Below are 24,908 nucleotides of genomic sequence, written 5' to 3' on the forward strand. Positions count from 1 at the left end.
GCTGCGGATAATGCGAATAACAGGCTTTACACGGTTATTATTTATCCACACCCTAAGGACACTTAACAATAGGAATGACACTGATTTTGACCATAATAACACAAGCAGCGTCAAAAAAACCAAGCGAGCTTCGTCTCGCTTTTAAAAATTAACATCGCTTAGCAGGTAATAATGCCGGGATGGCTTTAAAGAACTTAATGCAGTTAGGAGAGATTATATGGCTGAGAGAGAAGAACGCGAGATTGTCTTAACTAAAGAGGGACTGGCCAAACTGGAAAATGAATTGGAACTCCTTAAATCCAGCCGCCGCGAAGAAGTAGCGGAGAGAATCAAGCAAGCCATAGCTTTTGGCGATATAACCGAAAATTCCGAGTATGAAGATGCCAAAAATGAACAGGCCTTTATTGAGGGCAGGATTCTTACCCTGGAGAAAACCTTAAAAAACGCCCGCTTAATGACCGATGACGAGATCCGTACCGATGTCGTTTCTTTAGGAGCCAAAGTTACCTTAAAAGAGGTAAAATCCGGCCGGGAAGTAAATGTTACCCTGGTTTCATCCGTGGAATCAAAACTAAAAGACGGAAAAATATCAGATGAATCCCCGGTAGGCAAAGCGGTTATGGGACAGCGGGTAGGAGCCCAGGTAAAGGTCGAAGCTCCGGCGGGCATTATCAAATATAAGATTATAAAAGTGGAAAAATAAATAGACAAAGATAACCCAGATTTAAAGGATTAACCCAGGTTTTTTAGAATATTATTAAGAGCCAAAAGAATATGTATTACCGCAACGCAGAGGCTAAAGCCTCTGCTACGGGTTGCTACTCTGTTGCGGGCTGCGTCTATTATAATAGAGAAAAATCAGTGTAAATATGCGCCCGCAGGGACAGTGCTATCAGTGCAGTGTCCATTAAAGCACCCTACGGGTACTACTGATATGAACTGCGTTCATAATTAAGGTGGCCGTGGAAATCCGCGCTAATCCGCGTTATCCGCGTCTATTTAAAAGAGGTGAATTATGTCTGAGCACGAAACAAGTCAGGAAACCAATATAAACGAGCTTAAAAAGGTGCGCTTGGAGAAGCTGGAGGAATTGCGGGAGATGGGGATTAATCCCTTTGGCAGCCGGTACATAAGAGATACCGACACCGCAGCCATCCTGCAGAATTATACCGCTCTGGAAGGTCAGAAGGTGAGCCTGGCCGGTCGGATCATGTCCAAACGCCGCCACGGCAAGGCCGGATTTGCGAACTTACAGGACTTGACCGGTAATATCCAGCTTTATTTCAAGAAAGATGATATTGGTGAGGAAAAATACGAACTCTTCAAGAAGATGGATATCGGCGATATCCTAGGAATCAAGGGCTTCGTATTCCGCACCCAAAAGGGCGAAATCACTGTCCATGTGGAGGACATGCAGTATCTGGCCAAATCCTTACATCCCCTGCCGGAAAAATGGCACGGTTTAAAAGATGTGGAACTACGCTATCGTCAGCGCTATGTAGACCTAATCGTCAATCCCGAGGTAAGGGACGTATTCATTAAAAGAAGCCGCTTTATAAAGGCTTTGCGCAACTATCTGGATGACAGAGGTTTTCTGGAAGTAGAAACCCCCATGATGCAGCCCATTGCCGGGGGAGCCGCCGCACGTCCTTTTATTACCCACCATAACGCCCTGGACATGGATCTATACCTGCGCATTGCCCCGGAGCTTTATTTAAAAAGGCTTATCGTGGGAGGATTGGAAAAGGTCTACGAAATAAACCGCAACTTTAGAAATGAAGGCCTTTCCACCCGGCACAATCCGGAATTTACCATGCTGGAACTTTATCAGGCTTACGGCGATTGGCAGGACATGATGGAACTCGCCGAAGATATGATATCGTCAGTAATATTGAAGGTCAACGGTTCCATGCAAACTGAATTTGAAGGAAAGATTATTGATTTTACCCCTCCCTGGCAGCGGATTACCATGCTGGAGGCTATCAATATACATACCGGACTCGATTTTACAGTTTTACAGACCGCTCAGGAAGCCCAGGCAGCAGCCGCCCGGCTGGGACTCAAGGTAGATGCCAAGAGTACCCGCGGAGAAATAATAAATGAAGTTTTCGAGGAGTATGTGGAGGCACATCTGGTGCAACCCACTTTTATAACCGGGCATCCCTTGGAAATATCCCCGTTGGCTAAAAAGAACGCTGAGCATCCCGAGTATACCGATCGCTTTGAGCTTTTCATCATGCAGCGGGAAATAGCCAATGCCTTTTCCGAACTGAACGACCCTTTGGATCAGCAGGAACGCTTTATGAAGCAGGTGGAAAAGCGCGCCCAGGGAGACTCCGAAGCCCATATGATGGATGAAGATTATATCAATGCCTTGGAGTATGGCATGCCGCCCGCCGGGGGGATGGGTATAGGCATCGACCGCCTGATCATGCTTATCACCAACTCGCCCTCCATTCGTGATGTTATCCTCTTTCCCACCCTGCGCAGCCGGGAATAATTTCTAGCGGGCCGAGTTTATTGATGGGTAATGGCCCCCGGAAATTTTTCCGGGAGCGGGCCTAAAAAATACTGCCCTTGGTTTATGAGGTATTCTTGCCAGCTTTAATAAACAGCGAGAGGAAATTATAAATGCCCAAGATTTTATTTTCAGCACTCATAATCATTGCACTTGTACTTAACGGCCCGGCAGCTATAGGCGTTGCTTTAGGGGATACCTTTATAAATAACGGTGTGATAGCAAATGAGGCCAGTTTTGATGATGCCCGCGATATTAAAAATATCCAGCATGTTTCCCCTTACTGCAATCGTTTGACCGATCATGCCAACGGCTACGCCATCACTTATCCCAATCATATGTGGGTAGACGTGTCGTTATCCAAGGTCAGAACCGTTATAGCCGATAATAATACCCGCATAGAAATATACCGCGATGATTTTACCAATACCGTACATAGTCCCTCGGGGTATATCAGTTATAGCAACAAATACATCCCGGCACCGGAAAATACCGTCCAAGTGAATCGGCAGACGACCATTAACGGGCTGAAAGCCCATGTCCTGCAGTGGCAAAGAGCCCCTTTAAGCGTCATTGACAATGACCGCAACCATTACCTTAGCGCCGAATTTACGGCCGGGCCAAAGGTAGTCTACACTGTTTTGATTAAATCGAGCCAACCGGTCGGGGAACTCATGTGGATCATCAACAGCTTTAAACGGGTGCCCATCAAGGGACAGGCATTAATCAACAAAAGCTATGCCCCGGTAAAAAAAGATTTCAACGAGGAAACGGCGGAATTCTATAAGAAGTACTTTGGCAGTGAAGCCGATCAATGCTGGGGAATTTTTGAAAATTCCGCCCTGTATGATATAAATTTTTTAAAAAGCCTGGAAAACCGGCTGGATTACAAATTTGATTTTCTTGTCTGGTACAAATCCTGGGGAAGCGATTTTCCCCGCCGGGAACTGGAATTAGCCTATAAAAACGATAAATATGTGGAATTATCCCTGCAGTACCCGCTGGGTGAAAACTTAACCTATGCCATCTTAAACGGACAGTATGATGAATATCTGCGCAAGTACGCGGCTGGGTTAAAAGATTTTGGACATCCGGTGTTGTTCCGTTTAAACAATGAGATGAATGGAGATTGGTGCAGCTACTCCAGCCTGTATACCTCGAAGGATACCGAACTCTTCAAAGCGGTTTGGCGTCATACCTACGATATATTCAAGGCGGCCGGGGTGGATAATGCGGTATGGGTATGGAATCCCAACGATGATTCCTTCCCGGGTTTTCAGTGGAATCATGCCTTAAACTACTTCCCCGGTGAGGAGTATGTGGATATTATCGGACTGACGGGATATAACACCGGTAATTACTATCCCGGCGAAATCTGGCGGGATTTTGACAGTATCTACCGCCCCCTCTACGCTGAATACAGTCAGGTATTCGATTATCCCTTCATGATTACCGAGTTCGGCTGCAACAGCGTAGGCGGAGACAAAAACCAATGGATTAGGCAGATGTTCAGCAGCCTGCCCAATTATCCCCGTATAAAAGTCATCATCTGGTTCAACGGCACTGATTTAGATGCCCAAGGCAAACCCGCCCGCATCTACCGCCTGGATGAATCAGCCGCCACCCTGGAAGCCTTTAAAAGCGGCCTGGGGAAATAGACGCGGATAACGCGGGTAACGCGGATCTCCGCGGCCACCTTAAAATAGATAAAACCGCGTAAATCCGCGCTAATCTGCGTAATCCGCGTCTATTAATCGCTATCGGTAGTGCCCGCAGGGTGCAACCTTAAATATGAACGTAGTTCATATCCGTAGTGCCCGAAGGGTGCAACCTTAAAATAGATAAAACCGCGTAAATCTGCGCTAATCAGCGTAATCCGCGTCTATTAATTGCTATCGGTAGTGCCCGAAGGGTGATTAACGCGGTTTTGGCTTTTTAAAAGGTTTGCTATTTTGCTGAAGGGTACAGGTTTAGGTATTATTGTTTTTTAGGTTAAGATTTTAACCCATATCTGCATATCTAGTCCTACCTGCCAGATTCTTTACCAAGCCCACGCATATTTAAATAGATAAAACCGCGTAAATCAGCGCTAATCAGCGTAATCCGCGTCTATTAATCGCTATCGGTTATCCAGATAACCAACAGGAGTGCGCTGCCGACAATGAGGCCGGTTAGGAGTCCGGCCAGCGTACGGTTTACCGAGATGGTTACCGCAGTAAACACGTGGCAGAAGGAGTTTACCATGGAAATGCTGCCGATTAGCACCCCGAAGCCCAAAACCAGCAGGAGCAGATCCTGTTTATACTTCCGGTACAGGTAAACCATGGCCATCAGGGCAGGATAGCCGATAATAAATTCCTTGAAACGGGGACGGGCCAGGAAGACCATCTCCAGTATTTCCCGCAGACGAATCTCCAGACTGGAAACCTCGATACCCGATTCATTACCGCTGCGCCCGATATATACATAAAGAGCCACCAGAGCCACCAGGGAAAGCCCCAGCACCAGATAGCTGGGACTTTTTCGTAAAAAACCCCTTACGAAGTCCAGCCAATCCTTACGCTCAACCGTGGCACTCAGATAGTTAAGCGGGAAAAGCAGCAGCGGCACTAAAAAGGCCACCTTTACCCCGCTGAAATAACCGATATTCATTATATAGCGGATATCTGCCAGCGTCGTTACAATCGTATACATGCCCAAGGCGTTAACCGCAAGGAGAATCGCCAGAGATCCCAATAGCTGTGACAACCAGGACCGGGACGAATTTCTCTTTAAGTATAATAGCAGGAGCAGGCTGGAGAAAGTAGGATATAAAATCGCGGCGGCCAAGGCATAGACCTTGGAAAAATCAGCCCCCCACAGGAGGTTGATGGCAACACAGGCCACAAGGCCTATTCCGCCCAACCCCAGTATCCATTTGCGCTGCGGCCGCAGGAGATATTCCAGATATAAAAGGGTCGCCAGCAGCAGGCTGATTGACACCAGCAGCCGGTGTACGGCCCCGGGGATACTACTGTCCAGGTGTTCCAAAACCGCCGGTTGGCTGAAAACGAAACCCTTGGCAGTAATCGTCTCGTGAAACCTGCCTACGGTGTCAATCGTATCATTAAGGTTTTGGGATATGTCCTTTTTATCATCCTTAAAAGGAACCAGGTATACAATCCGGATGCCCCGGTCAATAACGCCCCTGACCCAACGATAATACCTTTCATCCACGGTTTTAACAAAATCGTCATGGGAAGTTGAGTAAACCCGGTTGATAGGATAGTTAGTTTTTTTGATTAGCTTATCCAGACCTTCCTGGGGGATATAGCCTAACTGCTGAGAAGTTTCGGCAACGCCGATAGTCAAATCGTATTTGTCCACCAGCTTTTCCATCACATCCAGATGATCAGGATAGCCGGTTACGCTGTTATAACCGAAAATCAAAGTTTTCACATCATAACGATCAATAAGCCGCTCATATTCTTGCAGATAAGCCGTATTTGATCCGGTCGTATTGCCCGGACGCAATATAATGCTGAAGCCCTGCTCCTTAAGGCTGTCTAAAATATTTTCTTCAAAACCCAGCAGGGTATCCCTTTCTTTAATTGCGTTCTTGGACTTGTCCAACTGCGGCAGTTCAGCATTTACAATAAAATAATGCTGGCCGCCGGCCGCAAACGTTACCAGTTCCTGAGGCGTAAAACGGTTCTCCAGTCTTTCCTGCAAAAACCGGGTGGTTGCTTCATCGGCAGAAACGACTACCAGATTAGCCGGGCTGATATACCGTTGTCCTATGGCCCGGTCAGCTGCACCCCAGACATCCGGTCGATAAGCCTTGCTGAAAGCGGTAAAGTCAGCCAAGGAGCTAATGTATACGGAGCCTCGGGCGGCCAGATCCCGCAGGCTGGTTTCCTTGACCGCGATTGCATTTACGCCCTGATCCTCCAAACGCTTCAATACCTCATTAATAGGCATATTTGATATTTCCGCGTTTTTTTCAAATAACTGATACTCGGCAGCTGTAATAAGGGTTTTGTTTTGGGCTTCGTTAGCGGTTCTTAAAATAAAGCCCTGCATGGACAGCAGCAAAGCCACCAGCAGAGTAATCCACAAGACGACACGCAGACGGTTTTTCATTAAACGGGTTCCTCCTTAAGTTTGATTTCATCGGCCAGTCCAATCCACCAGGCCAAAAGCAGGTAAACCGTACCGCTCACCAGGAGCGGCAGCAGGAAAGATGTCCATATACCAGCCGGCAGTAAATGTCGGCCTAAAACGATACATAAAACCATGCCGCCCACCGGCAGCAGCAGATGCAGGAGAAATTGCCAAAAATCTGCGCCCAAAAACGCACCGATGACCCGGTATACCATAAAGCCCATTATAAGGGCATAAACGAGTAAGGCAATCGAGGTTGAGACAGCCAGTCCAACGATCCCGAGCTGTCTAAACCAGAGCAGGTTTAAGAGCAGATGCAAAAGGAGACAGAACAAACTCGCATACATGGGGGTATGGAATTTTTTAAGGGCATAATAAACCCGGTTAAAGAGTTCCTGACAGGCATAGCCTACCACGGCGAAACTGTAGCCTAAAAAGGCCGTAGCCGTAAGCTGGGTAGACGCTGCGTTAAAGGCTCCCCGTTCATAGAGCAGGGAGACAATATCCTGGGAATAAGCCACGACCAGCAGCAGATAGGGCAGGAGGATAAAAACCAGGATTTTAAAGCCGTATCTGAGTATGGAGCGCAGCTGACGAAAATCACCCTCCAGGCAGTAGGCGGAGATGCGTGGGAAGATTACCGTAGACAGAGCAATAATAAAAATCCCGGTGATGGTCATAAAAAGCGTACTGCCAAAGCCCAGTGCCGCCGTGGTGCCTTCTTCCAGATGGGTACCAAAGGTTCTGTCGATAACCAGGCATAATTGCAAGAGCGAATTACCCAGCAATATAGGCAGAAGCTGCTTGAACATATTGACGGTATGCTCATTTTTCCAATCGATGCTCAGGGGGAATTGATATTTCTCCTTAACCAAGATCGGCAGCTGAATCAAGAACTGCAAGAGCCAGCCGATAGTAGTTACATAACCCAGGAAGATGATATCTTGCCCTTTTAAAAAGAGCGCAGCGATGATCAAAAGGTTAAAGGGTATGCTGATTGCCGCCGACATGAGAAAATAACCATGCACCTGCAGCACCCCGGCCGTAATATAGGTCAGGGTTACGAAAAGCAGGGTCGGTATCATAATTCGTGTTAACAAGACCGCCAGGGAAAAAGCCTGGTCGGCCATGCCCGGTACGATCAACCGAGCCAGAGCCGGAGCAAACACAATCCCTAGAAAAGAAATTAAAGCCGCCCCCAGGGATACCTGGGCGTACAGATTAGCCAGGTAGCGGTTGCGTTCCTCCCGGGTCTTATGCTTCAAATAAAAAGTTAGATCCGGGATATTTACAAATGACAGGGCGTTGCCGATACTGGAAAACAACAGGCTAGGCAGGCTGAAAATGGCCTGAAAAAGATCGGTTAAAAGCGTAGTGCCAAAAACAAACGCCATAACGATATCTCTGACAAAGCCCAGCGCCTTGGAAAAAAATATCACTACCGAAACACCTATAAAAGTTTTACCAGTTTTAGCACTTTCACGATCCATAAAAAACAATCCTCGTAAAAAGTAATCAGACCCCAGGTTCTTAATAGACGCGGATAACGCGGATAACGCGGCAACCTTAATTATGAACGAAGTTCATATCAGTAGTACCCGTAGGGTGATTAACGCGGTTTTATTAGATGTTTAAACCACCGTAGCGGAAGCTCATAGGTGGTAGCGGAAGCTTTAGCTTCCCCCATCCATTAGTTGTTGTAGCGGAAGCTTTAGCTTCCGCAGGAAAGCAAAGCTTCCCCCTCCATACCCTGCAACATTAATGATCTGTGTCCATCATCCCCAAACAATAAATCCGCGTTAATCCGCGTCTATTAATACCTGCAGCGCCAAGCGGGCGTTTTCTTCAGATTGTACCCGCAATTTATGGGCAATCCTGCGCATATTTTCCAGTTGGGCCTCGTTGCCCAGCAGTGATTCGATCTCCCCTAGCATATCCCCGGCCCCGGTCGGCAAAGGCCGCAGGCCAAACAGATCCAAAAAGGCATCAATCTTAGGGTCATAAGAAATGCCGACAAAAGGAATCCCACAACTGGCTGCGAAGATCAAGGCGTGCAGACGCATGCCGATCATCAGATCAAACTGAGAAATAACCGCCAAGTGTTGGGCGGTGGTCAGATTCTGCTTAAGCAGCCGGGCCGGCTGACGCATAAAGCCCATAACCCTTTCCGACTCACGAATATCTTGCGGATAATCCATGGGAATAAACAATATTTCAAATCCCTTTTCCTGCAGGCGATCCAAAACCAGGGCCAGCTCCTCTTGATAGCCTTCCAGGGCTGACCACTGCCGCACCGCCACCCCCACCTTTTTTGTATTTTTATTATGTAGAAAAGGAAATAAAGTCAAAATTCCCTCTATTTCCGCGGCAGAGGTTTTAAGAGCAAATACGGGGTCGGCTGTTACTTGCAAAGGCGGGCGGCAAACCCCCAACTGCTGCAGAAAATCCCGTGAAGCCTGATCACGCAGGGTAATAAGATTTACCCGGTTGGCAACCCGTCCCAATAACCAGCGGTTAAAAGGCCTCCTGACCGGGCCCACTCCCTGGGCGTAAAAAACCACCGGCTTCATAAACAAACGAGCCAGGACTACTACGCTGATATAATAAAACAGGGAGCGCGAACTGGTAACATCCTGAAATATGCTGCCGCCGCCGCTGATTAAGAGGTCGGCTTGCCAGAGTTCCCGTACCACAGCCCAGGGATTCATGTAGTAGACGGCGCGCAGATTATGCAGGCGGGCAGTTTTAGCCGGGTTCCCGGAGAAAACCACCAACTCGCTATCCGGACTAAGCCGTCTAATGGAAGAACTAATGGCTAAGAGTAAGGCTTCATCCCCGGCATTGTCAAAACCATAGTAACCTGACAGGACAATTTTCATAAATGACTCCTCTTCCATAAAGAGTATACCTTAATAATGATAGATAACTTGGCACCATTTTTCCAGTACCCTGCAAACACCAATTTATGTAAACCTCCTCGCGATGCCTAATCCGCGTCTACTAAAAATCCATTAAGACAAATAAACAGAAAACCATACTCATTATGACTAAAAGTTGGTATATAGACAAGCCCCAGGCGCGATGTTAGAATTAGCCTAGACAATATTTTGGGGAGGTTTGTTTAATTATGCCCTTTTATACCTGGGCAATCGCCTTGGTGTCGGCATTTGTCGTGGCTTATTTTTCCATGCCCCTGGTAATCAAACTGGCCTACCGCTTGGGTGCCATAGATCAACCTGACAAGCGCAAAGTCCATCAGACCGCCATGCCGAGAATGGGAGGTATGGCAATATTTGCAGCATTCGTCATCATAATGCTTTTGCTGGTCAAGGTTTCCGGCCCCTATGCCGGGATAATTTTGGGAGCTTCCCTGGTGTTTATCGTTGGCTTGCTGGATGATATCTACCAGCTGTCTGCTTGGACGAAACTGTTGGGTCAGATAATTGCAGCCTCGGTGGCCATATATTTCGGCGTGGTTATTCAGTTTGTCAACAACCCCTTCGATGGTATGTTGGCCCTGGGTTATCTAAGCATACCCCTGACATTTTTATGGATTGTCGGTATTACCAATGCGATTAATCTAATAGACGGACTGGACGGCTTGGCAGCCGGGGTATCCACCATCGCCGCCTTTACCATGGGTATTGTAGCCCTGATGCAGGGACAGCAAATGGTAGCCATAACCGCTTTTGTTCTGGCTGCGGCTATCCTGGGTTTTTTACCGTATAATTATCACCCCGCCCGTACCTTCATGGGTGACAGCGGCTCGAATTTTCTAGGCTTTACCCTGGCATGTCTGGCCGTTACCGGCGTAGCTAAAAGCACGGCCGTTATATCTTTACTGTTGCCCATCGTTATTTTGGGAATACCTATTTTCGACACCTTTTTTGCGATATTTCGCCGGATTTATAAAAAAACCCCTATATTTATGCCCGACAAGGATCACCTGCACCACCGGTTGCTCAAATTAGGATTTCCGCACAAAACTACGGTTTTAATCATATATGGCATAAGCGCCCTATTTAGCCTGTCCGCCATTGTTTTAAGCTGGCTGAGTAATCCCAAAGCCACCTTGATCCTGCCCCTGTTGCTATTGCTGCTGGTGGTAATCGGGGCCAGCCGAATCGGCATGGTGACCGGTCAGGCTAAAATACCGGCCCGGGTAAGGAATCAGGGCCATGAAGCCAAACTTTAAAAAAGTCCAACCAAAAGAGTTTTTACGAAGTTATTTACTGGAACAAACTGCCGAATAAAGGTTAACAACCTTACCCAACGGTTTTTTAGTCAAGAGGAAATTTTGGAAAGTTAGAGGATTACTTATGTCCAAAATAAGAACATTTTTTAGATTTGTGATCGTAGCCGGACTGGTTTTCGGCATCTCGTTTGGGATGGGCGCATCCCTGCAGACATATTTACTGGGCCGCACAACCGATGACGATCCCGGAGACAAAGTTGCCCAGGAAGCGGAAGGGAAGCGTACCAACATACTTTTATTGGGAACCGATGCCCGTCCGGGAGAAACCCAAACCCGTACCGATACGATTATCCTGGCTTCGATTGATCCTAAAAATGACCGAGCTGCCATTATATCCATTCCCCGCGATACCAGGATAGATATTAAAGGCAGTCCTTCCGATAAAATTAATGCCGCCAATACCGTGGGAGGGCCTAAGCTGGTGGGCGAAAAGGTAGAGGAGATACTGGGCGAGAAGGTTGACTATTACGTGGAAATGGATTTTAGGGGTTTCGTTAATATTATTGATGCCTTGGGAGGAGTCGATATCGAAGTTGACCAGCGAATGTACAAGCCATCTGAAGGCATTGACCTTAAACCAGGCCAGCAGCGCTTAAACGGCAAACAAGCCTTGGCCTTCGTGCGTTACCGTGACTATCGTTTGGGGGATATTGAAAGGACCGCCCATCAACAGGTGTTTATCAAAGCCCTGAGTCAGGAGATATTAAAACCGAAAAACATCGCCAAACTTCCTAGCCTGGTTCGGGAAGTCAACCGCAACGTTGACACCAACCTGCGGCTTACCGATATGCTGAAAATGGCGACCTGGGTGCCCGGCTTCAGTACCGACTCCGTTGTCGCCCAGACCTTGCCCGGTTATTTTATGGAAAAACGCGATGAATGGGGTAACCTGACCCAAAGTTACTGGGTAGCCGACCAGGAAAAAACCTCCGGCCTGCTGGAGAAAATGCTGGCAGGCGAAACCGTTGCCGTAGTATCACAAGCCCCGGCCGACTCCAGACAGACATCGCCGAAAACTAACCAGAACAGTACCAGCACAGCAAATTCCTACCGCGATCAACGCGATCAGGAAGAAGACGAAGAAGAACTCAACTGGGAACGCAGCCACCTCTCCGATTCCGGCCACGAAATATAGACTATTAGGGAATAGACGCGGATAACGCGGTCTTATTAGATATTTAAACCACCGTAGCGGAAGCTTTAGCTTCCGCAAGCAAGCCCACTACCGCAACATGTACCGGAACAAAACAACTTACGAATATCTACCCTGGTATCGGAACGAAAAACTTACGATTCTCTTACCCCGGTAGCGGAAGCTTTAGCTTCCGGTGGGAAGCAGAGCTTCCCCGTTTGCTTATAACGAAATTCACCTCTAACGCAGCCACCTCCCCAGCCCCGGCCACGAAATACAGACTATTAGGGAAATAGACGCGGATAACGCAGCAACCTTAATTATGAACGAAGTTCATATCAGTTGTACCCGTAGGGTGATATACGCGGTCTTACGCGGTCTTATTAGATATTTAAACCACCGTAGCGGAAGCTTTAGCTTCCGCAATCATGCCCATTACCATAACATGTATCGGAACGAACAACTTACGAATATCTACCCCGGTAGCGGAAGCTTTAGCTTCCGCAAGCAAGCCCACTACCGCAACATGTATCGGAACAAAACAACTTACGAATATCCACCCCGGTATCGGAACGAAAAACTTACGATTCTCTTACCCCGGTAGCGGAAGCTTTAGCTTCCGGTGGGAAGCAAAGCTTCCCCATTAGTATCACGCCACCATTCACCACGTATATTAAAAATCATTAAAAGAGGTGCAAGAAAACCACCGCCGGCATGGTATATACTAATAACGACATTTACCTCTATTATCCTTAAGAGGATAGCAGGACTAATAGAGGAAAAAGTCGAAAGACTATTTAGCATACCAGAGAGGTGGATTTTTTTATGTTACGCAGCAGCCAACCTTCATTTAACCATCCCGGTCGGATGGGTCGGATGGGTCTGTGGACGCTGACCGTTTTTATCATCCTGGCCCTTTTACTGGTTCCGTCCGCTCAGGCCGCTCCGGGTAAGATCACCGGCAGCGTGGTCAATATCCGATCCGGGCCGGGCAGTGGCTATGATGTCGTAGGAACCCTCCTGATAGACACTAAAGTCGAAGTTTTGCAATCCGGCGCCGACTGGAGCAAAATCAGATACAGCAATATAGAAGGCTACGTAGCCAGCCAATATATAAGCACCGGGCAGACAGTCACGCCCCCGGCAGTCCCGAATACGCCTGCTAAACAGGTAAAGGTTATAAACGGCCCCATAAACAGCCGCAGCGGGCCAAATGCCAGCTATGACAAAGTGGAAATCCTGCCGGATCAGGCAGTATATAACGTAATAGGCCAAAAGGACGGCTGGTACCAGATTCAGCTCAGCGGAGGAAAAACGGCCTATGTAGCCGGTTGGCTGGTACAGGAGATCGGCAGCAGTTCACCTGCCCCCGCCCCGCAGCCGCCGACCCCCGCACCTCCGGCCGGAACCGGCAGCCACGCTGTATCCAGCGTACTGTTCAATAACCAGCCCCTTAAGTTTGAAGTGCCGCCCCGCATTGAAAACGGCCGCACCCTGGTGCCTCTGCGGACTATTTTTGAAGCTATGGGAGCTTATGTGGAATGGAATGAATCTACCCGTACGGTTATCGCCCGCCGCGGCAGTACTACCGTTATACTGCCTTTGGGTTCGACCAGTCCGACCGTCAACGGTCAAACCTGGCAGTTGGAAGTACCGGCCAAGATCGTAAATGATCGCACCCTGGCGCCATTGCGTTTCGTGGGTGAAGCCTTCGGAGGAAAGGTAGCCTGGAATGAACAGACCCGGGTGGTTACCATTGCCTACAACCCTGCGCCCACCCCGGCAGTCGTAGCTGTTAAGGAAGGCGCGGTCAACCTGCGCGAAAACCCGTCAACGACTGCTGCCCGGGCAGGTGTAGCCAATGCCGGAGAACGCCTGAACGTCTTGTCAGAAAAGAACGGCTGGTATCAGGTCAGCCAAGGCGGAAGAACTGCCTGGGTAGCCTCCTGGGTGGTGGAACCCGCAGCAGGAAATTCCCCTGAGCCAGTTCCCGTTGAACCGGTAATTCCGCCGGTAGTGGAGCCAACCCCCCAGCCGCCTGCTCCACCAGCCCCGGTGCCAGATCCGGAAAATGCCCTGCGCCTGTCCCGCAGCCGGGATGCCAGCGGTATAAAAGTCGTCATCAGCTCCAGGCAGAAGCTGGAGCCGCAGATCCAGGAAAGCAGCGGCAGTATTCGCTATGCATTTACGAATCGCCCCCTCTTGGGCCTGAATTATTTTGAAGAAAAGATGGGCAGCGAACTGCTGAAGGTAAAGGCCAGTGACTATGACAAAGATACCCAGATTACGATTAGCCTGCCCTCCGAGGTAGAATATAAAACGATGGTGGAGGACGGCGGCAAAAAGCTGGTGTTATACATCCCCAACTACCTTATTAACATAGAAAAGAGTCCCTTTGGTAGCGTAGGCGAACGTTTTGTCATCAGTACCCTATGTCCGGTAACCCCGGCCGGAAAAGCAAGCGGCGACCGCTTGGAGGTAACCTTGCCAGGTCTTAACCTGAAGAAAGGTATCAATTACAACTACAGTTCCGATCTGGTTAAGAGCCTGCAGGTGGAAAAAAACGCCAACAACCTGCTGATGACCTTTGATATCCAAGGGCAGTATAAACACAGCTTTGCCGTCAGCGGTAGCAACAATGATCTGAACATAATATTGATGCGCAAAACCACCAACCAGAACCGTGAAAAATTGGTGGTACTGGATGCCGGGCACGGGGGCAAGGATCCCGGAGCCTGCGGAACCCTTATCAAAGAAAAGGAAGTTACCCTGCCGGTTACGCTGAAAGTCGGAGAATTGCTTAAACAAAAAGGTATCCCGGTAGAATATACCCGCACAGATGACCGTTTCGTAGAATTAAACGAAATAAGTAATATAGCCAACCGGCTCAATGCCACCCTGTTCGTGTCCATACACTGTAATTCCTCGACTTCGCCAGACCCCAGCGGAACCGAAACGTATTTCTATGCCCCGCTGACCACCCCGGAACTCTATGTGCAGCGGGATGAACGGCAAAAACTAGCCACCCTCCTGCAAAATGAGCTGATGTCCAAACTGCAGCGCATCAACCGCGGGGTAAAAGAGAAAAACCTAGCTGTGCTAAGAAATGCTCAAATGCCTTCGGCCCTGGTAGAATTAGCCTTCATCAGCAACCCCGCCGAGCAGGCCCTGCTGATGCAAGACGACTTCCAAAACCTGGCCGCCCAGGCCATAGCCAACGCCATAGAGCAGTATATGCGGGAAATGTAGAAAACTTATGTAGAAAAGAACATACCACAGGGACTGGGGCATATATATTCACCCCAGTCCCTTTCTTTACCAAAAAGCAGAATCTCATTACATGGCTAGGTATTACATGTATAAACATGTGTATTTTCATAAGACTACCCGTAGCGCAGAAATTATCACCAGAAAGATTCTTAATAGGGCAAAGGAATTGATAACTAGCAAAGAAATGGAATGTCCTCCGTATCTGGATGTTTTGTTTTTAAGCAAGCCGGAAGATAAAGAGAAATATCTGACATCCTATTTAGAACTGGATGATATGATACTTTGGTACTGGTTCCATCAGTGGGTTAATAGTGATGATAAATTACTGAGTGAGTTATGTGATAGACTATTAAATAGAAAACTATTAAAGAGTATAGATATTTCTGGGATTAATGTGGCTGAACTGATAAGATTGATTATCTATGTAAGCTCTATTCCTACGATGGTTCTCCTGAATTTTTAAAGGAATGGTTAAAATGGAACGATGAAGTGTTAGTAACTACCATTTGCTCTGACCAAACTCCTGAAGGGTATTGCAAAGATATATTTCAAAGATTGGCGGCAAGAAAGCTGTTTAAGAGGATTTTTACCAAAAGGATAGGGGATTTTAAGAGACCGGTTATACGCCAAAGAATATCTGAAGAATTTAATAAGTATCGAAAGGATATTGAAAAAGCTATTGGGCTAAACATCAGTATTGAACCATGTCTGGTTATTGCAAATAAATTTACTATTCAGTCAGTAAGGGAGCAGTCAAGGAACTCAGAAGGTTCTATATTAGTTTTACAGGGCAATACTCCCAATATATTTGAAGAAGAATCACTATTATTTCGTTCTATTAATGAGGCTGAAAAAGACGAATTTCTTGAGGTTTATGCCCCCATTGTATTTAAGGATGATAAGGACAAGAAGATCAGGCTCCGCGAGTATTCGGAGCAGATTGAAGTTTTAATTGAAAATGTGATTAATGATAGTGGTGAGGAGGGAAACAATGAAAGCATCTGAGGTTTTCCTGTTGATGTTGGGGGAAGCGGGAGGAACGATGCGAGGGAAAACATTGATCCAAAAAAAGGCCTACTTCTTAAATGTCTTATTAGACTTGGGTTTACCATATAACCCTCATTATTATGGACCTTATTCTCCGGAATTGGATAATTCAATTGGTAAATGTAAAGCTCTGGGATTGGTAGAACAGAATACAGTTGGTTTTGGAGTAGATGGGGAAACGGGTTTTGAAAAGAAAAGGTTTGATTATAAGCTTACCGCCGATGGCGAGGAAGTATTACGTGATTTGGAAAAGCGAAAACCTGAAGAATATAGGGAAATTAAGGATTGTTTAAAAAAACTCTCCCTTGCCGGGGATGAGGATTATGTTTCACTTTCTATTGCGGCTAAGACTTATCATATACTGAAAGAAAGCGATACAGATATACGATCTGATGAGGTTGCTAATGAGGCCAAACAATTAGGATGGGAAATATCCCAGAGTTCAATTGATAAGGCGGTAGGTTTTTTATCTAAGATGGGAATGATTTAGTCTCAATAAGTCCGGGGACTATCCCTGGAATTAGTGAGGAATTATGTTCACGGAGGGGAGAGCATGTACCCGGTTATAAAACGATGTTTAGATATAGTAGTAGCCGGACTGGGGCTGATTGTGCTGTCTCCTTTATTAGTTGTTATAACGGTTATAGTTTGGCTGCGGATGGGGCGTCCGGTTCTGTTTAAACAGATGCGACCTGGTTTTCATGGCAGGGCTTTTGGCATGTATAAATTCCGCACTATGACTAGTGGAAAGGATGACCAGGGTAATCTGTTGCCCGATGAACAAAGGCTTACCCCCCTGGGGAATTTCCTGCGTACGACCAGCCTGGATGAATTCCCGGAGTTATTTAATGTGTTAAAGGGTGACATGAGTCTGGTAGGGCCTCGCCCTCTCTTGATGCAGTATCTGGATAGATATACTCCTGAGCAGGCCCGGCGGCATGAGGTTAAGCCGGGAATTACTGGCTGGGCGCAGGTGAATGGGCGCAATGCACTTAGCTGGGAGGAGAAGTTTGCGCTGGATGTCTGGTATGTGGACAATCAGTCGTTTCGGCTGGATATTAAAATATTGCTTTTTACCATAGTGAAGGTATTCCGGCGGGAGGGGATTGCGTCTTCAGGGGAAGCCACCATGCCGGAGTTTATGGGAAATTATAAGCAGGAAGAATATAGAGAAGTACGCCAAAGTGCTATACAAGCTGCAGCGGTTAAGGAAAAATAATTACCTATTGATTGCCGAGGTTCCGAAGGAAAAGAATATTTACATTGGGAGAATACAGATAATGGTTCATGATTTAAAGCCTTTAATAATAGTTGGCGCAGGCGGTCTGGGGCGAGAGGTGGCCTGGCTGGCAGCGGATATTAACCGGCAAAAGCCGGAGTGGGATTTTATCGGTTTTGTGGATGATGGGGTGCAGGGAAATACGGTGGAAGGATATCCGATTATTGGCCCGGTGGAGCATCTTTTTAATATGCCTTCAGATATTTGGACGGTGGTAGCCATAGCCGATTCCCGAGTCAGGATGAAGCTGGTCAGGCAAATTCAGGAGCAGGGAAGGAAAATGGCTACTCTGGTGCACCCGTCAGTCAGTATGTCGGACTATGTAAAAATCGAGGCCGGCTCAATCATTTGCTCCGGGACTGTTATAACCACAAACGTTAGTCTGGGACTGGCTGCCATAATCAATCCCGGATGTTTTATCGGACACGATACCGGGTTGCAAGACTTTGTCAGCCTGATGCCGGGAACCAATCTGGCCGGGGAGGTCAGGGTAGGTGAAGGCTGTTATTTCGGGCTTAACTCGTGCGTGATCAATCGCACCACCATTGGCGAATGGAGTGTAATAGGAGCGGGGGCTACGGCGGTAGACGATATTCCTGCTTACTCACTGGCGGTTGGGGTACCGGCGCGGGTGGTTAAGAAGCTTCGAAGTGAGGTGTGAGGCGAGGGGCAGGCGTTTCAGGGCTGTTTACCAATCTGTCAATTTAAGGAGAAAAGTTATATATGCAATCAAACCATAAGCGTATCTATCTATCCCCGCCGCATATGGGCGGATATGAGATGGGATATATAAAGGAAGCTTTTGAGACTAACTGGATTGCTCCGTTAGGGCCGCAGGTGGATGCTTTTGAAAAAGAAGTTGCGGTCTATACCGGGGCAAAATCAGCGTTGGCACTTAGCTCTGGGACAGCAGCTATTCATTTGGCCTTGCGATTACTGGGGGTGGAGCCGGGGGACATCGTTTTCTGTTCCTCGTTAACCTTTATCGCTAGTGTAAATCCGGTTCTGTATTTAGGAGCGCAGCCGGTTTTTATTGATTCCGAGCCGGAAAGTTGGAATATGTCGCCGGTGGCACTGGAAAAAGCCTTTATGTGGGCTAATAGCAGCGGACGAATGCCGAAGGCGGTAATTATTGTAGACCTGTACGGGCAGAGTGCGGATTATGAGCCTTTGCTTAATTTGTGCAATGAATATAGAGTGCCGGTGGTTGAGGATGCGGCTGAAGCCTTGGGAGCTTCTTATAGAGGTAAAGTCTGTGGCACCTTGGGGCGGCTAGGCGTATTTTCCTTTAACGGCAACAAAATTGTTACTACTTCCGGTGGGGGGATGCTGGTTTCCGATGATGAAGAGGCACTGAAAAAAGCACTTTTTTGGGCTACGCAGGCCCGGGAACCGGCCCCCTGGTACCAGCATGCAGAAATGGGGTATAACTACCGCATGAGTAACATTGTGGCTGCCATAGGTCGAGGGCAGTTGCAGGTATTGGATGAACGGGTAGATGCTCGCCGGACTGTTTTTGAACGTTATGAGAAGACTCTGGGGGATATACCTGGGGTAGATTTTATGTCCGAGGCCAGCTACGGCAGGTGTAACCGCTGGCTGACGGTGATGACTTTGAACCCGGAAATATGTACAGTTAAGCCTATGCAGATTATTGACGCTCTGGCGGCAGAGAATATCGAGTCCCGCCCGGTATGGAAACCTATGCATCTACAGCCGTTGTTTGCCGGGTGCCAATACTTTCCCCATGAGGAAGGGAAAAGTATCGCAGATAGGTTTTTTACTACCGGTGTGTGCTTACCTTCGGGTTCCAGCATGACGGCAGAGGAACAACAGCGGGTGATAGACGTAGTGCTAAGCACCTTATCCGGCTAAGCAATATGCTGCACCCTTCGGGGTCCTAAGGGTCAGTGCTATTTGTGTCTATTAATGCCGATTTTTTCTTGCCGCGGAAGCTGAAGCATCCGCTACGGTTTTTTTTGAACCGCGTAAATCCGCGTCTATTAAAATAATTTTAATAATTTTCCGGCACTTTTATAAGTTGCATCTTTTACCGGATATAAATTCTACAATATCATTTGCATCCGTCTCATAAATTCATGCAGATTAATATAATCTACTCCGAATTCCTTGCATACGACTGGTATTTTTATATTCTTCTTATTTTTTGGATCATATGTTTCAAATGTAACTATAGTGTAATTAAATATTTTTGCATAAGCGACCAGCCAGGCATCAGCATTACTGCCCCTGGCAAAATCCGCCTTGGCGCTTGTTGAGTAGTGAGACATATAGGGGGTATCCTGGGTCATTTTCTGAATAATTTGACTATACATGTTAACTACTTCTATATTCCTGGTTGTATGGACTTCTCCTTTATATTCTGTTCTAATCCAAAAACTAAGTTCATCTTCATTTTCCGGTTTTTCTTTATTTACAAAAACCAGTTCATCGTATACCCGATCTATTATGCTAAATAAATTTCTTTCTGCTAACTCATTAAGCTTTTGCCAAAAACTAGGAGCTATATCAAAACTATAAAAGGTATTGTTGGCAGTAATGAAGGGGTTGGCGTCAAATAAATACTTTTTCCTAGTCATTATACATCTCCATGAGCGCATTAAATGCTCCACCGTGAGAAACGTTTAATAATTTAAATGCATCGTCATGTAGGATCTGCCCTTCTAAAGTTGAATTAATGACTGCTTTTGCAAACGTTTTGCTAAGGTTGCTTTTCTTTGTTATATAGTAAGAACCACCGCTATCGCCATCTAATTTCCTTTTGAAATTTTCCATAGATATTGCGTAGATTTTTTGGTAAGTGGGATAATCTATCCTTTCCATGTCAAAATAACGTTTGGCTAAGGCTAAAGCACTCACTTTGAGTTTTTTAGATTGGCGCTCTATGAAATCTATTTGATCAGCCGGATTTTGCCAAAGTTCCAAAATCAATTTTTCTGGCATTAATACTTCGGAGGTAATTTTGTTACAAATTATCTCGTTATCTGTATTATCTTCAGTAATAACGTTATCGTCCGTACTGATAAGCAGATGGGTAAATTCATGTATTAAGGAAAATATTTTAGCTGCGGCACTATCTTTATTATTAATAAAAATTAGTGGGGCGAACTCGTCAAATAGTAAAAAAGCCCGGAATTCAGTAATATCAAGAGGCCGGTGGGTATTGTTAATTACGACCCCATTCTTCATTACCAAGACTCCTGCATCTTCTATCTTTGTCTTTAAAAGATTAAACGCACTATCATAATCAGAGCATTTATTATACCAATCTATCGGCAAATCTAAGATTTTTCTAATTTCCTTAACAACTTCAGGCATTTTATTTAAACTACTACCTTTAAACATTCCTATAAAAGGTAATGCTTCGGCATTTATAGCAATTCTATATTCCCTCATCCACAACATTTTTTGCTGCATGTCGTTTATAGTGTCAACTAAGTCACGGCTAGGTTTATTCATTACCGCACTATTAATCGTACGATAATCCGTTTTAATCAGGCCATCTTCGGGGGGGCTTTTAAGAAGTAAATATCCAAAAGGTATATTAATTCTTTTGCTGAATTTCTCCAACTGATTCAATGTGGGGAGTTTTTCTTTAGAGAGCCATTTTTGTAAATTATCGTATTCAGATGAAGTTAGTTTGGAAGTATAATTTGAATTATTAATAGCCCACTCTAAAACAAGCGGGTTAATATCGATATTTACAGATGGCATACTAAAAACCCCCTTTCCTAAAGTTAGTAGCTGGATTATCTTAATGTATTTCAATAATAGCACAGATTTTATTTTCCAAGAAAGCAATGTTTATAAACAAACTACTGAAACACCTCCGTTAGCTTTATCACCCGGCCGGGGAAAAGTGAGCTAAAACCAGCCTCAAAAAAGCTAATAATCCTCCCTGGGTATCATGCAAATATAGTAAAAATTTGGTATAATCGCTCTAGGCATATTATGCGGAAGGGGCGGTTTTTTTGGGGGCGAAGGTAATTAGTATTATCAATTGGAAAGGCGGGGTAGGCAAGACTACCCTGACCCATCATTTAGGAACGGGCATAATGCACCTGGAGCCGGAGGAACGGGTGCGCTATTTCGGTCGGGAGGATATGCCGCGGGTATTGTTGGTGGACAGTGACGCCCAGTGCAGCCTTTCGGTAGCCTGTTTGGATGTGGAAACCTATGAGCGTCTGATTTACCGGGAGAAGCGGGAAACCTTAAATGACATCTATTTGCCATATTTACAAAATGACCGGTGGGAGAGCGATGTAGGCAGCTGTATATTAAAATGGCAAGTACGCGCTTCCAACCGGGGAACCTACCCCACGGTAGACCTGCTCCCGGCGCATCAGGAACTTATCTTTATGGACATGAATATTGCCGTTTATAAACGGGCCAGTATGGTGGGCAGTCTAATGGAGTCGGATGTTTATAAGTTTCAGGTACTAGATCAGATCTTGCTGCAGGTTAAAGATGACTATGACTTCATTTTTATCGACTGTCCCCCCAGTTTAAATTTTCTTACCTTAAATGCCTTTTATGCCAGTGATTATTACTTGATTCCCACCCTCTTGGATTTATTGGCTATATATGGTTTATCCTCGATTGTATCGCGAGTAGAAGAAATGAACGGGGTTTTTCTGCGCTCAGCGGACGGTTATACGCCCACTAAGCTGCTGGGGGTAGTAGCCAACAACGTCCGCGAATACAAGCAGGAGCCTAAGGAAAGTCAGGCAACTATTCAGCAGCAGTTGTTTAATATGGTAGGAGATCAGCTTTTCCAAAATTATGTGACCATGGGTGACGGCATACCGTCTGCCAACCAAGTTGGATACCCGGTTTATGCCTTAAGCGGCACCAACAGCAAAGCCAAAAAACAGGGTCAGGAGATGCTGGCGGTATTGACTGAAATGCTGGAAAGGATGGAGGGCTAAGCGTTGAAGGTTGGACAGTTGCACCGGGTGATGGAGCTTCTTCTTCCGATTCTGGAGCACTACCGGGAATGGACAGTAGAGGCTATGCTTAAAGATATTGCTGAACACTGCCAAACAGAGGGGGCGGTACTAACCGGGGAGATCCAGCCGTCGGATAAGGCTCAGCCCAGCGCACAGGCGACCCCGGTAAGCCGCCCACTGACCGGGCAGGCTAAAGAGGAAGCCAAGGCAGCTGAACAGGCTAAGCTTGTCAGCCGCTCGCAGCTTCCTTATCGTCCTTCCCAGACTGAACTGCTGGAAATCCTGCCGGAATTATCATCTGAAGAATTGATAACGGTCATAAATGGATATACTAAAGAGCAATTATTAGCCCTGGCTAGAGGAACGGGTATGAAGGGTTATAGTAAACTTAACAAAGAACCACTAAAAATGGCAATTTGCAGCTTTTTAACCGCGACCGGGGAGGCGGGTCAGGCAATTAACCAATCGGTGCTGCGGCGTGACAAAACTGCAGCAAATCCGGAAGCACAAGCACAGGGACGACCGCCGCAAGCAGTGCCAGACGTTATCAGCCCCGAGCTGAAAGCGGCTGCGAAAGCCCTGCCTGAACTTAGTCCCGAAGAACGCATCCAGCTTTTAAAGAGTTTTACCAAAAAACAGATCGAGATGATCGCCCACTATCACCAGTTGAGAATCCCGAAAAATAACAGTAAAGATAACGCAATTCGCATCCTGGCTAACCAGGTCGGTTTTTTAAACGTGCACCGCAACATGGGAAAAAGACCGTAATCTAGGAATCTAAGACGACAATAAGCATGGCATGACCAGAAATACTCGTGGAGGTCTGCCATGTTTTTATTTTGTAATTAGAGCAAAATAAAAGTTTATACAACTACACATAACAAAAATATTATACAATGGTTTACAACATATCCATATTATGTTAAATTATAAAAAACGGACAGGAAAGAGGGGTAAGGATGGATTTGGAACGGCAGCAATTAATAGAATCAAACCGCCGCTGGCTGGAAACGGCGCGGCGGGAGTTGGCAGAACACCAGGAGGAAGTCAGGCGGCTGCAGCAGGAGATCCATCACATGGAAATATGGCTGGAGTCCGTAGAAAAAAGCCGGTCGGCAGATGACAGTACAGCCGTTTTAACTGAGCCTGGTGAATATCCGGTTAATGAAGCAGAATCAGACATAATCGAACCAGAATTAAAGGGGGACCGCTTGAGAGAGGAAACGGTGCGGATTTTAACGGAGGTATTTCCGCAAGAGATGTATTACCGGGAAATCCTGCGCCAGCTTACCCTGCGCGGCTTTGAGGTAGGGGGCAAAGACCCCGGGCTTAACCTTTTAGCCCACCTGGCCCGCGAGCCGCGCGTCAAACGAGGTTTGAAAAGGGGTGTCTATACCTTAAGCCAAATGCCGGAATAGCCTGGCTGAGTACGCTTAAAAACCTAGCGCAGAAGGGTGTATTAGAATCTAGTAAGAGTTTTGATTATATTTAACCACCGTTACGGATCCTTTAGCTTTTGCAGGCAAGTAAGGCTGTTCCTGTCCGCAGCGTAGCTGTGATATCTGGTTGTGGTCGGTACTTAATTTATTAACAGCCGTAGAAATTCGGATAATTGAATACCAACTATAAGGTTTATTATTATGGGTTTACTGCTGATTTGTGCGGCAACGCCTAAGAATGGAGGGAAAATACCATGGATATGGGGAAGGTTGAACAATTAAGGGATGAGGTCATCGGTTTACGTCCGGTTTATTGTGAGATAGGCAATGCGACCGAACTACTGCTGAAAGACGGTACCATTATATTGGACAAACGCACCCTTAATTCCGTAGTCAAAGCCTTGGCTGCTGCTTATGCAGTAAATCTTAAGGCTCAGCGCAAACATCTCCAGGAAAAACTCGACCGTAAAGGAATACTACCTTTTTATCTAGGGGACGGACGAGTATTTATCCCCCTTAAAATGCGCCAGGCCGTAACAGCCAATGACGCAGTATACGGATATATTGATCTAAATTATATGACCGAGCCGCGCCCGCAAACCGGCAAGGAATGTGCGATTGAATTAATAAATGGAATCAAGCTGCAGGTCTTAAGCGGTCAATCAACAGTACTGGGAGTCCAGCATACCGGTACGGTAGTGCGCTCCCTCCTGCAGCCGGACAAGCCTAAAGATGTAATAGAAGAATTAATCATCCAAGCAGTCCACGCCGTAGTCAACACCCTGACCGATCAGCATCGACAATTACGGCGCATAGAAGAAAAGCTGGATCGCAGATAAAAACAAGGGGACACTC

The 24,908-nt window shown here is 46.6% G+C and carries 22 protein-coding genes; 16 read left to right on the forward strand and 6 right to left on the reverse strand.

Annotated elements, in window-relative coordinates:
• Nucleotides 1-217 precede the first annotated feature (217 nt).
• The 3 genes from greA to AAV90_RS02380 all read left to right on the forward strand — a co-directional run bounded on the left by greA (nt 218) and on the right by AAV90_RS02380 (nt 4,176).
• Nucleotides 218-703, forward strand: coding sequence for a transcription elongation factor GreA (gene greA, locus AAV90_RS02370; RefSeq protein ID WP_046495408.1), 486 nt, complete (start codon nt 218-220; stop codon nt 701-703).
• Between the two features lie 312 nt (nt 704-1,015).
• Nucleotides 1,016-2,500: a lysine--tRNA ligase gene (gene lysS / locus AAV90_RS02375; RefSeq protein ID WP_046495410.1), complete on the forward strand. Its 1,485-nt coding sequence runs from the start codon at nt 1,016-1,018 to the stop codon at nt 2,498-2,500.
• A 131-nt stretch (nt 2,501-2,631) separates the two neighbouring features.
• A complete protein-coding gene (locus tag AAV90_RS02380; protein ID WP_052729548.1) occupies nt 2,632-4,176 on the forward strand; it encodes a glycoside hydrolase family 26 protein in 1,545 nt (514 codons plus the stop codon).
• A gap of 454 nt (nt 4,177-4,630) precedes the next feature.
• Here the strand turns inward: AAV90_RS02380 and AAV90_RS02385 are convergent, their stop codons facing one another.
• From AAV90_RS02385 to csaB, 3 genes are all read right to left on the reverse strand, one after another.
• The gene (locus AAV90_RS02385; protein ID WP_046495413.1) at nt 4,631-6,640 is read right to left on the reverse strand and encodes a DUF5693 family protein; all 2,010 of its coding nucleotides are present in this window, start codon (nt 6,638-6,640) and stop codon (nt 4,631-4,633) included.
• Entirely contained in the window at nt 6,640-8,151 is a 1,512-nt protein-coding gene (gene murJ / locus AAV90_RS02390; protein WP_046495415.1) for a murein biosynthesis integral membrane protein MurJ, read from the reverse strand. The genes AAV90_RS02385 and murJ overlap by 1 nt, the downstream gene beginning before the upstream one ends.
• Before the next feature lie 309 nt (nt 8,152-8,460).
• Nucleotides 8,461-9,540 (reverse strand): polysaccharide pyruvyl transferase CsaB, encoded by a 1,080-nt coding sequence (gene csaB, locus AAV90_RS02395; RefSeq protein ID WP_046495417.1) that lies wholly within the window; start codon nt 9,538-9,540, stop codon nt 8,461-8,463.
• A 248-nt stretch (nt 9,541-9,788) separates the two neighbouring features.
• Here csaB and AAV90_RS02400 point away from each other — a divergent pair, with 248 nt between their 5' ends.
• Nucleotides 9,789-10,856, forward strand: a complete 1,068-nt coding sequence (locus AAV90_RS02400; RefSeq protein ID WP_046495418.1) for a glycosyltransferase family 4 protein — start codon at nt 9,789-9,791, stop codon at nt 10,854-10,856.
• Nucleotides 10,857-10,980: 124 nt separating this feature from the next.
• Entirely contained in the window at nt 10,981-12,051 is a 1,071-nt protein-coding gene (locus tag AAV90_RS02405; RefSeq protein WP_052729549.1) for an LCP family protein, read from the forward strand.
• A gap of 388 nt (nt 12,052-12,439) precedes the next feature.
• Here AAV90_RS02405 and AAV90_RS15575 read toward each other — a convergent pair whose 3' ends face one another.
• Nucleotides 12,440-12,565 (reverse strand): hypothetical protein, encoded by a 126-nt coding sequence (locus AAV90_RS15575; protein ID WP_278279291.1) that lies wholly within the window; start codon nt 12,563-12,565, stop codon nt 12,440-12,442.
• A 308-nt stretch (nt 12,566-12,873) separates the two neighbouring features.
• On the opposite strand from AAV90_RS15575, the gene AAV90_RS13910 reads away from it, so the two are divergent.
• The 7 genes from AAV90_RS13910 to AAV90_RS02440 all read left to right on the forward strand — a co-directional run bounded on the left by AAV90_RS13910 (nt 12,874) and on the right by AAV90_RS02440 (nt 19,519).
• Nucleotides 12,874-15,297 carry an N-acetylmuramoyl-L-alanine amidase gene (locus AAV90_RS13910; RefSeq protein ID WP_052729550.1) on the forward strand — a complete coding sequence of 808 codons (2,424 nt, stop codon included), beginning with the start codon at nt 12,874-12,876 and terminating at the stop codon, nt 15,295-15,297.
• Nucleotides 15,298-15,388: 91 nt separating this feature from the next.
• Nucleotides 15,389-15,781, forward strand: a complete 393-nt coding sequence (locus AAV90_RS02415; protein ID WP_046495420.1) for an HD domain-containing protein — start codon at nt 15,389-15,391, stop codon at nt 15,779-15,781.
• Nucleotides 15,730-16,323 (forward strand): hypothetical protein, encoded by a 594-nt coding sequence (locus AAV90_RS02420; protein WP_278279292.1) that lies wholly within the window; start codon nt 15,730-15,732, stop codon nt 16,321-16,323. The genes AAV90_RS02415 and AAV90_RS02420 overlap by 52 nt, the downstream gene beginning before the upstream one ends.
• Complete coding sequence (locus AAV90_RS02425) at nt 16,310-16,855, forward strand: hypothetical protein (protein WP_046495426.1); 546 nt, start codon at nt 16,310-16,312, stop codon at nt 16,853-16,855. The genes AAV90_RS02420 and AAV90_RS02425 overlap by 14 nt, the downstream gene beginning before the upstream one ends.
• A gap of 63 nt (nt 16,856-16,918) precedes the next feature.
• Complete coding sequence (locus AAV90_RS02430; RefSeq protein WP_046495428.1) at nt 16,919-17,584, forward strand: sugar transferase; 666 nt, start codon at nt 16,919-16,921, stop codon at nt 17,582-17,584.
• 61 nt (nt 17,585-17,645) lie between these two features.
• Nucleotides 17,646-18,305 (forward strand): acetyltransferase, encoded by a 660-nt coding sequence (locus AAV90_RS02435; protein WP_046495429.1) that lies wholly within the window; start codon nt 17,646-17,648, stop codon nt 18,303-18,305.
• 62 nt (nt 18,306-18,367) lie between these two features.
• The gene (locus tag AAV90_RS02440) at nt 18,368-19,519 is read left to right on the forward strand and encodes a DegT/DnrJ/EryC1/StrS family aminotransferase (RefSeq protein ID WP_046495433.1); all 1,152 of its coding nucleotides are present in this window, start codon (nt 18,368-18,370) and stop codon (nt 19,517-19,519) included.
• 191 nt (nt 19,520-19,710) lie between these two features.
• On the opposite strand, the gene AAV90_RS02445 is transcribed toward AAV90_RS02440, so the two are convergent.
• Nucleotides 19,711-20,244 carry a DUF4411 family protein gene (locus AAV90_RS02445; protein ID WP_046495435.1) on the reverse strand — a complete coding sequence of 178 codons (534 nt, stop codon included), beginning with the start codon at nt 20,242-20,244 and terminating at the stop codon, nt 19,711-19,713.
• Nucleotides 20,237-21,379, reverse strand: coding sequence for an ImmA/IrrE family metallo-endopeptidase (locus tag AAV90_RS02450; protein ID WP_046495438.1), 1,143 nt, complete (start codon nt 21,377-21,379; stop codon nt 20,237-20,239). The genes AAV90_RS02445 and AAV90_RS02450 overlap by 8 nt, the downstream gene beginning before the upstream one ends.
• Before the next feature lie 257 nt (nt 21,380-21,636).
• Between AAV90_RS02450 and AAV90_RS02455 the strand changes: the two genes are divergently transcribed.
• The 4 genes from AAV90_RS02455 to AAV90_RS02470 all read left to right on the forward strand — a co-directional run bounded on the left by AAV90_RS02455 (nt 21,637) and on the right by AAV90_RS02470 (nt 24,892).
• Complete coding sequence (locus AAV90_RS02455; RefSeq protein ID WP_046495442.1) at nt 21,637-22,593, forward strand: ParA family protein; 957 nt, start codon at nt 21,637-21,639, stop codon at nt 22,591-22,593.
• A 3-nt stretch (nt 22,594-22,596) separates the two neighbouring features.
• Nucleotides 22,597-23,382: a hypothetical protein gene (locus AAV90_RS02460; protein ID WP_046495445.1), complete on the forward strand. Its 786-nt coding sequence runs from the start codon at nt 22,597-22,599 to the stop codon at nt 23,380-23,382.
• A gap of 191 nt (nt 23,383-23,573) precedes the next feature.
• Nucleotides 23,574-24,032, forward strand: a complete 459-nt coding sequence (locus tag AAV90_RS02465; protein ID WP_046495449.1) for a hypothetical protein — start codon at nt 23,574-23,576, stop codon at nt 24,030-24,032.
• Between the two features lie 275 nt (nt 24,033-24,307).
• On the forward strand, nt 24,308-24,892 hold the full coding sequence (locus tag AAV90_RS02470; protein WP_046495451.1) for a hypothetical protein: 585 nt from the start codon (nt 24,308-24,310) through the stop codon (nt 24,890-24,892).
• Nucleotides 24,893-24,908: the final 16 nt, after the last annotated feature.

The organism is Syntrophomonas zehnderi OL-4 (genome assembly GCF_000983115.1).
In the GTDB taxonomy this organism is placed as follows: domain Bacteria; phylum Bacillota; class Syntrophomonadia; order Syntrophomonadales; family Syntrophomonadaceae; genus Syntrophomonas_B; species Syntrophomonas_B zehnderi.

Excerpts from the sequence above, each read along its gene's own strand:
- greA (WP_046495408.1), top strand. The coding sequence starts at position 218 with ATGGCTGAGAGAGAAGAACGCGAGATTGTCTTAACTAAAGAGGGACTG.
- lysS (WP_046495410.1), top strand. The coding sequence starts at position 1,016 with ATGTCTGAGCACGAAACAAGTCAGGAAACCAATATAAACGAGCTTAAA.
- AAV90_RS02380 (WP_052729548.1), top strand. The coding sequence starts at position 2,632 with ATGCCCAAGATTTTATTTTCAGCACTCATAATCATTGCACTTGTACTT.
- AAV90_RS02385 (WP_046495413.1), bottom strand. The coding sequence starts at position 6,640 with ATGAAAAACCGTCTGCGTGTCGTCTTGTGGATTACTCTGCTGGTGGCT.
- murJ (WP_046495415.1), bottom strand. The coding sequence starts at position 8,151 with ATGGATCGTGAAAGTGCTAAAACTGGTAAAACTTTTATAGGTGTTTCG.
- csaB (WP_046495417.1), bottom strand. The coding sequence starts at position 9,540 with ATGAAAATTGTCCTGTCAGGTTACTATGGTTTTGACAATGCCGGGGAT.
- AAV90_RS02400 (WP_046495418.1), top strand. The coding sequence starts at position 9,789 with ATGCCCTTTTATACCTGGGCAATCGCCTTGGTGTCGGCATTTGTCGTG.
- AAV90_RS02405 (WP_052729549.1), top strand. The coding sequence starts at position 10,981 with ATGTCCAAAATAAGAACATTTTTTAGATTTGTGATCGTAGCCGGACTG.
- AAV90_RS13910 (WP_052729550.1), top strand. The coding sequence starts at position 12,874 with ATGTTACGCAGCAGCCAACCTTCATTTAACCATCCCGGTCGGATGGGT.
- AAV90_RS02415 (WP_046495420.1), top strand. The coding sequence starts at position 15,389 with ATGGCTAGGTATTACATGTATAAACATGTGTATTTTCATAAGACTACC.
- AAV90_RS02425 (WP_046495426.1), top strand. The coding sequence starts at position 16,310 with ATGAAAGCATCTGAGGTTTTCCTGTTGATGTTGGGGGAAGCGGGAGGA.
- AAV90_RS02430 (WP_046495428.1), top strand. The coding sequence starts at position 16,919 with ATGTACCCGGTTATAAAACGATGTTTAGATATAGTAGTAGCCGGACTG.
- AAV90_RS02435 (WP_046495429.1), top strand. The coding sequence starts at position 17,646 with ATGGTTCATGATTTAAAGCCTTTAATAATAGTTGGCGCAGGCGGTCTG.
- AAV90_RS02440 (WP_046495433.1), top strand. The coding sequence starts at position 18,368 with ATGCAATCAAACCATAAGCGTATCTATCTATCCCCGCCGCATATGGGC.
- AAV90_RS02445 (WP_046495435.1), bottom strand. The coding sequence starts at position 20,244 with ATGACTAGGAAAAAGTATTTATTTGACGCCAACCCCTTCATTACTGCC.
- AAV90_RS02450 (WP_046495438.1), bottom strand. The coding sequence starts at position 21,379 with ATGCCATCTGTAAATATCGATATTAACCCGCTTGTTTTAGAGTGGGCT.
- AAV90_RS02465 (WP_046495449.1), top strand. The coding sequence starts at position 23,574 with ATGGATTTGGAACGGCAGCAATTAATAGAATCAAACCGCCGCTGGCTG.
- AAV90_RS02470 (WP_046495451.1), top strand. The coding sequence starts at position 24,308 with ATGGATATGGGGAAGGTTGAACAATTAAGGGATGAGGTCATCGGTTTA.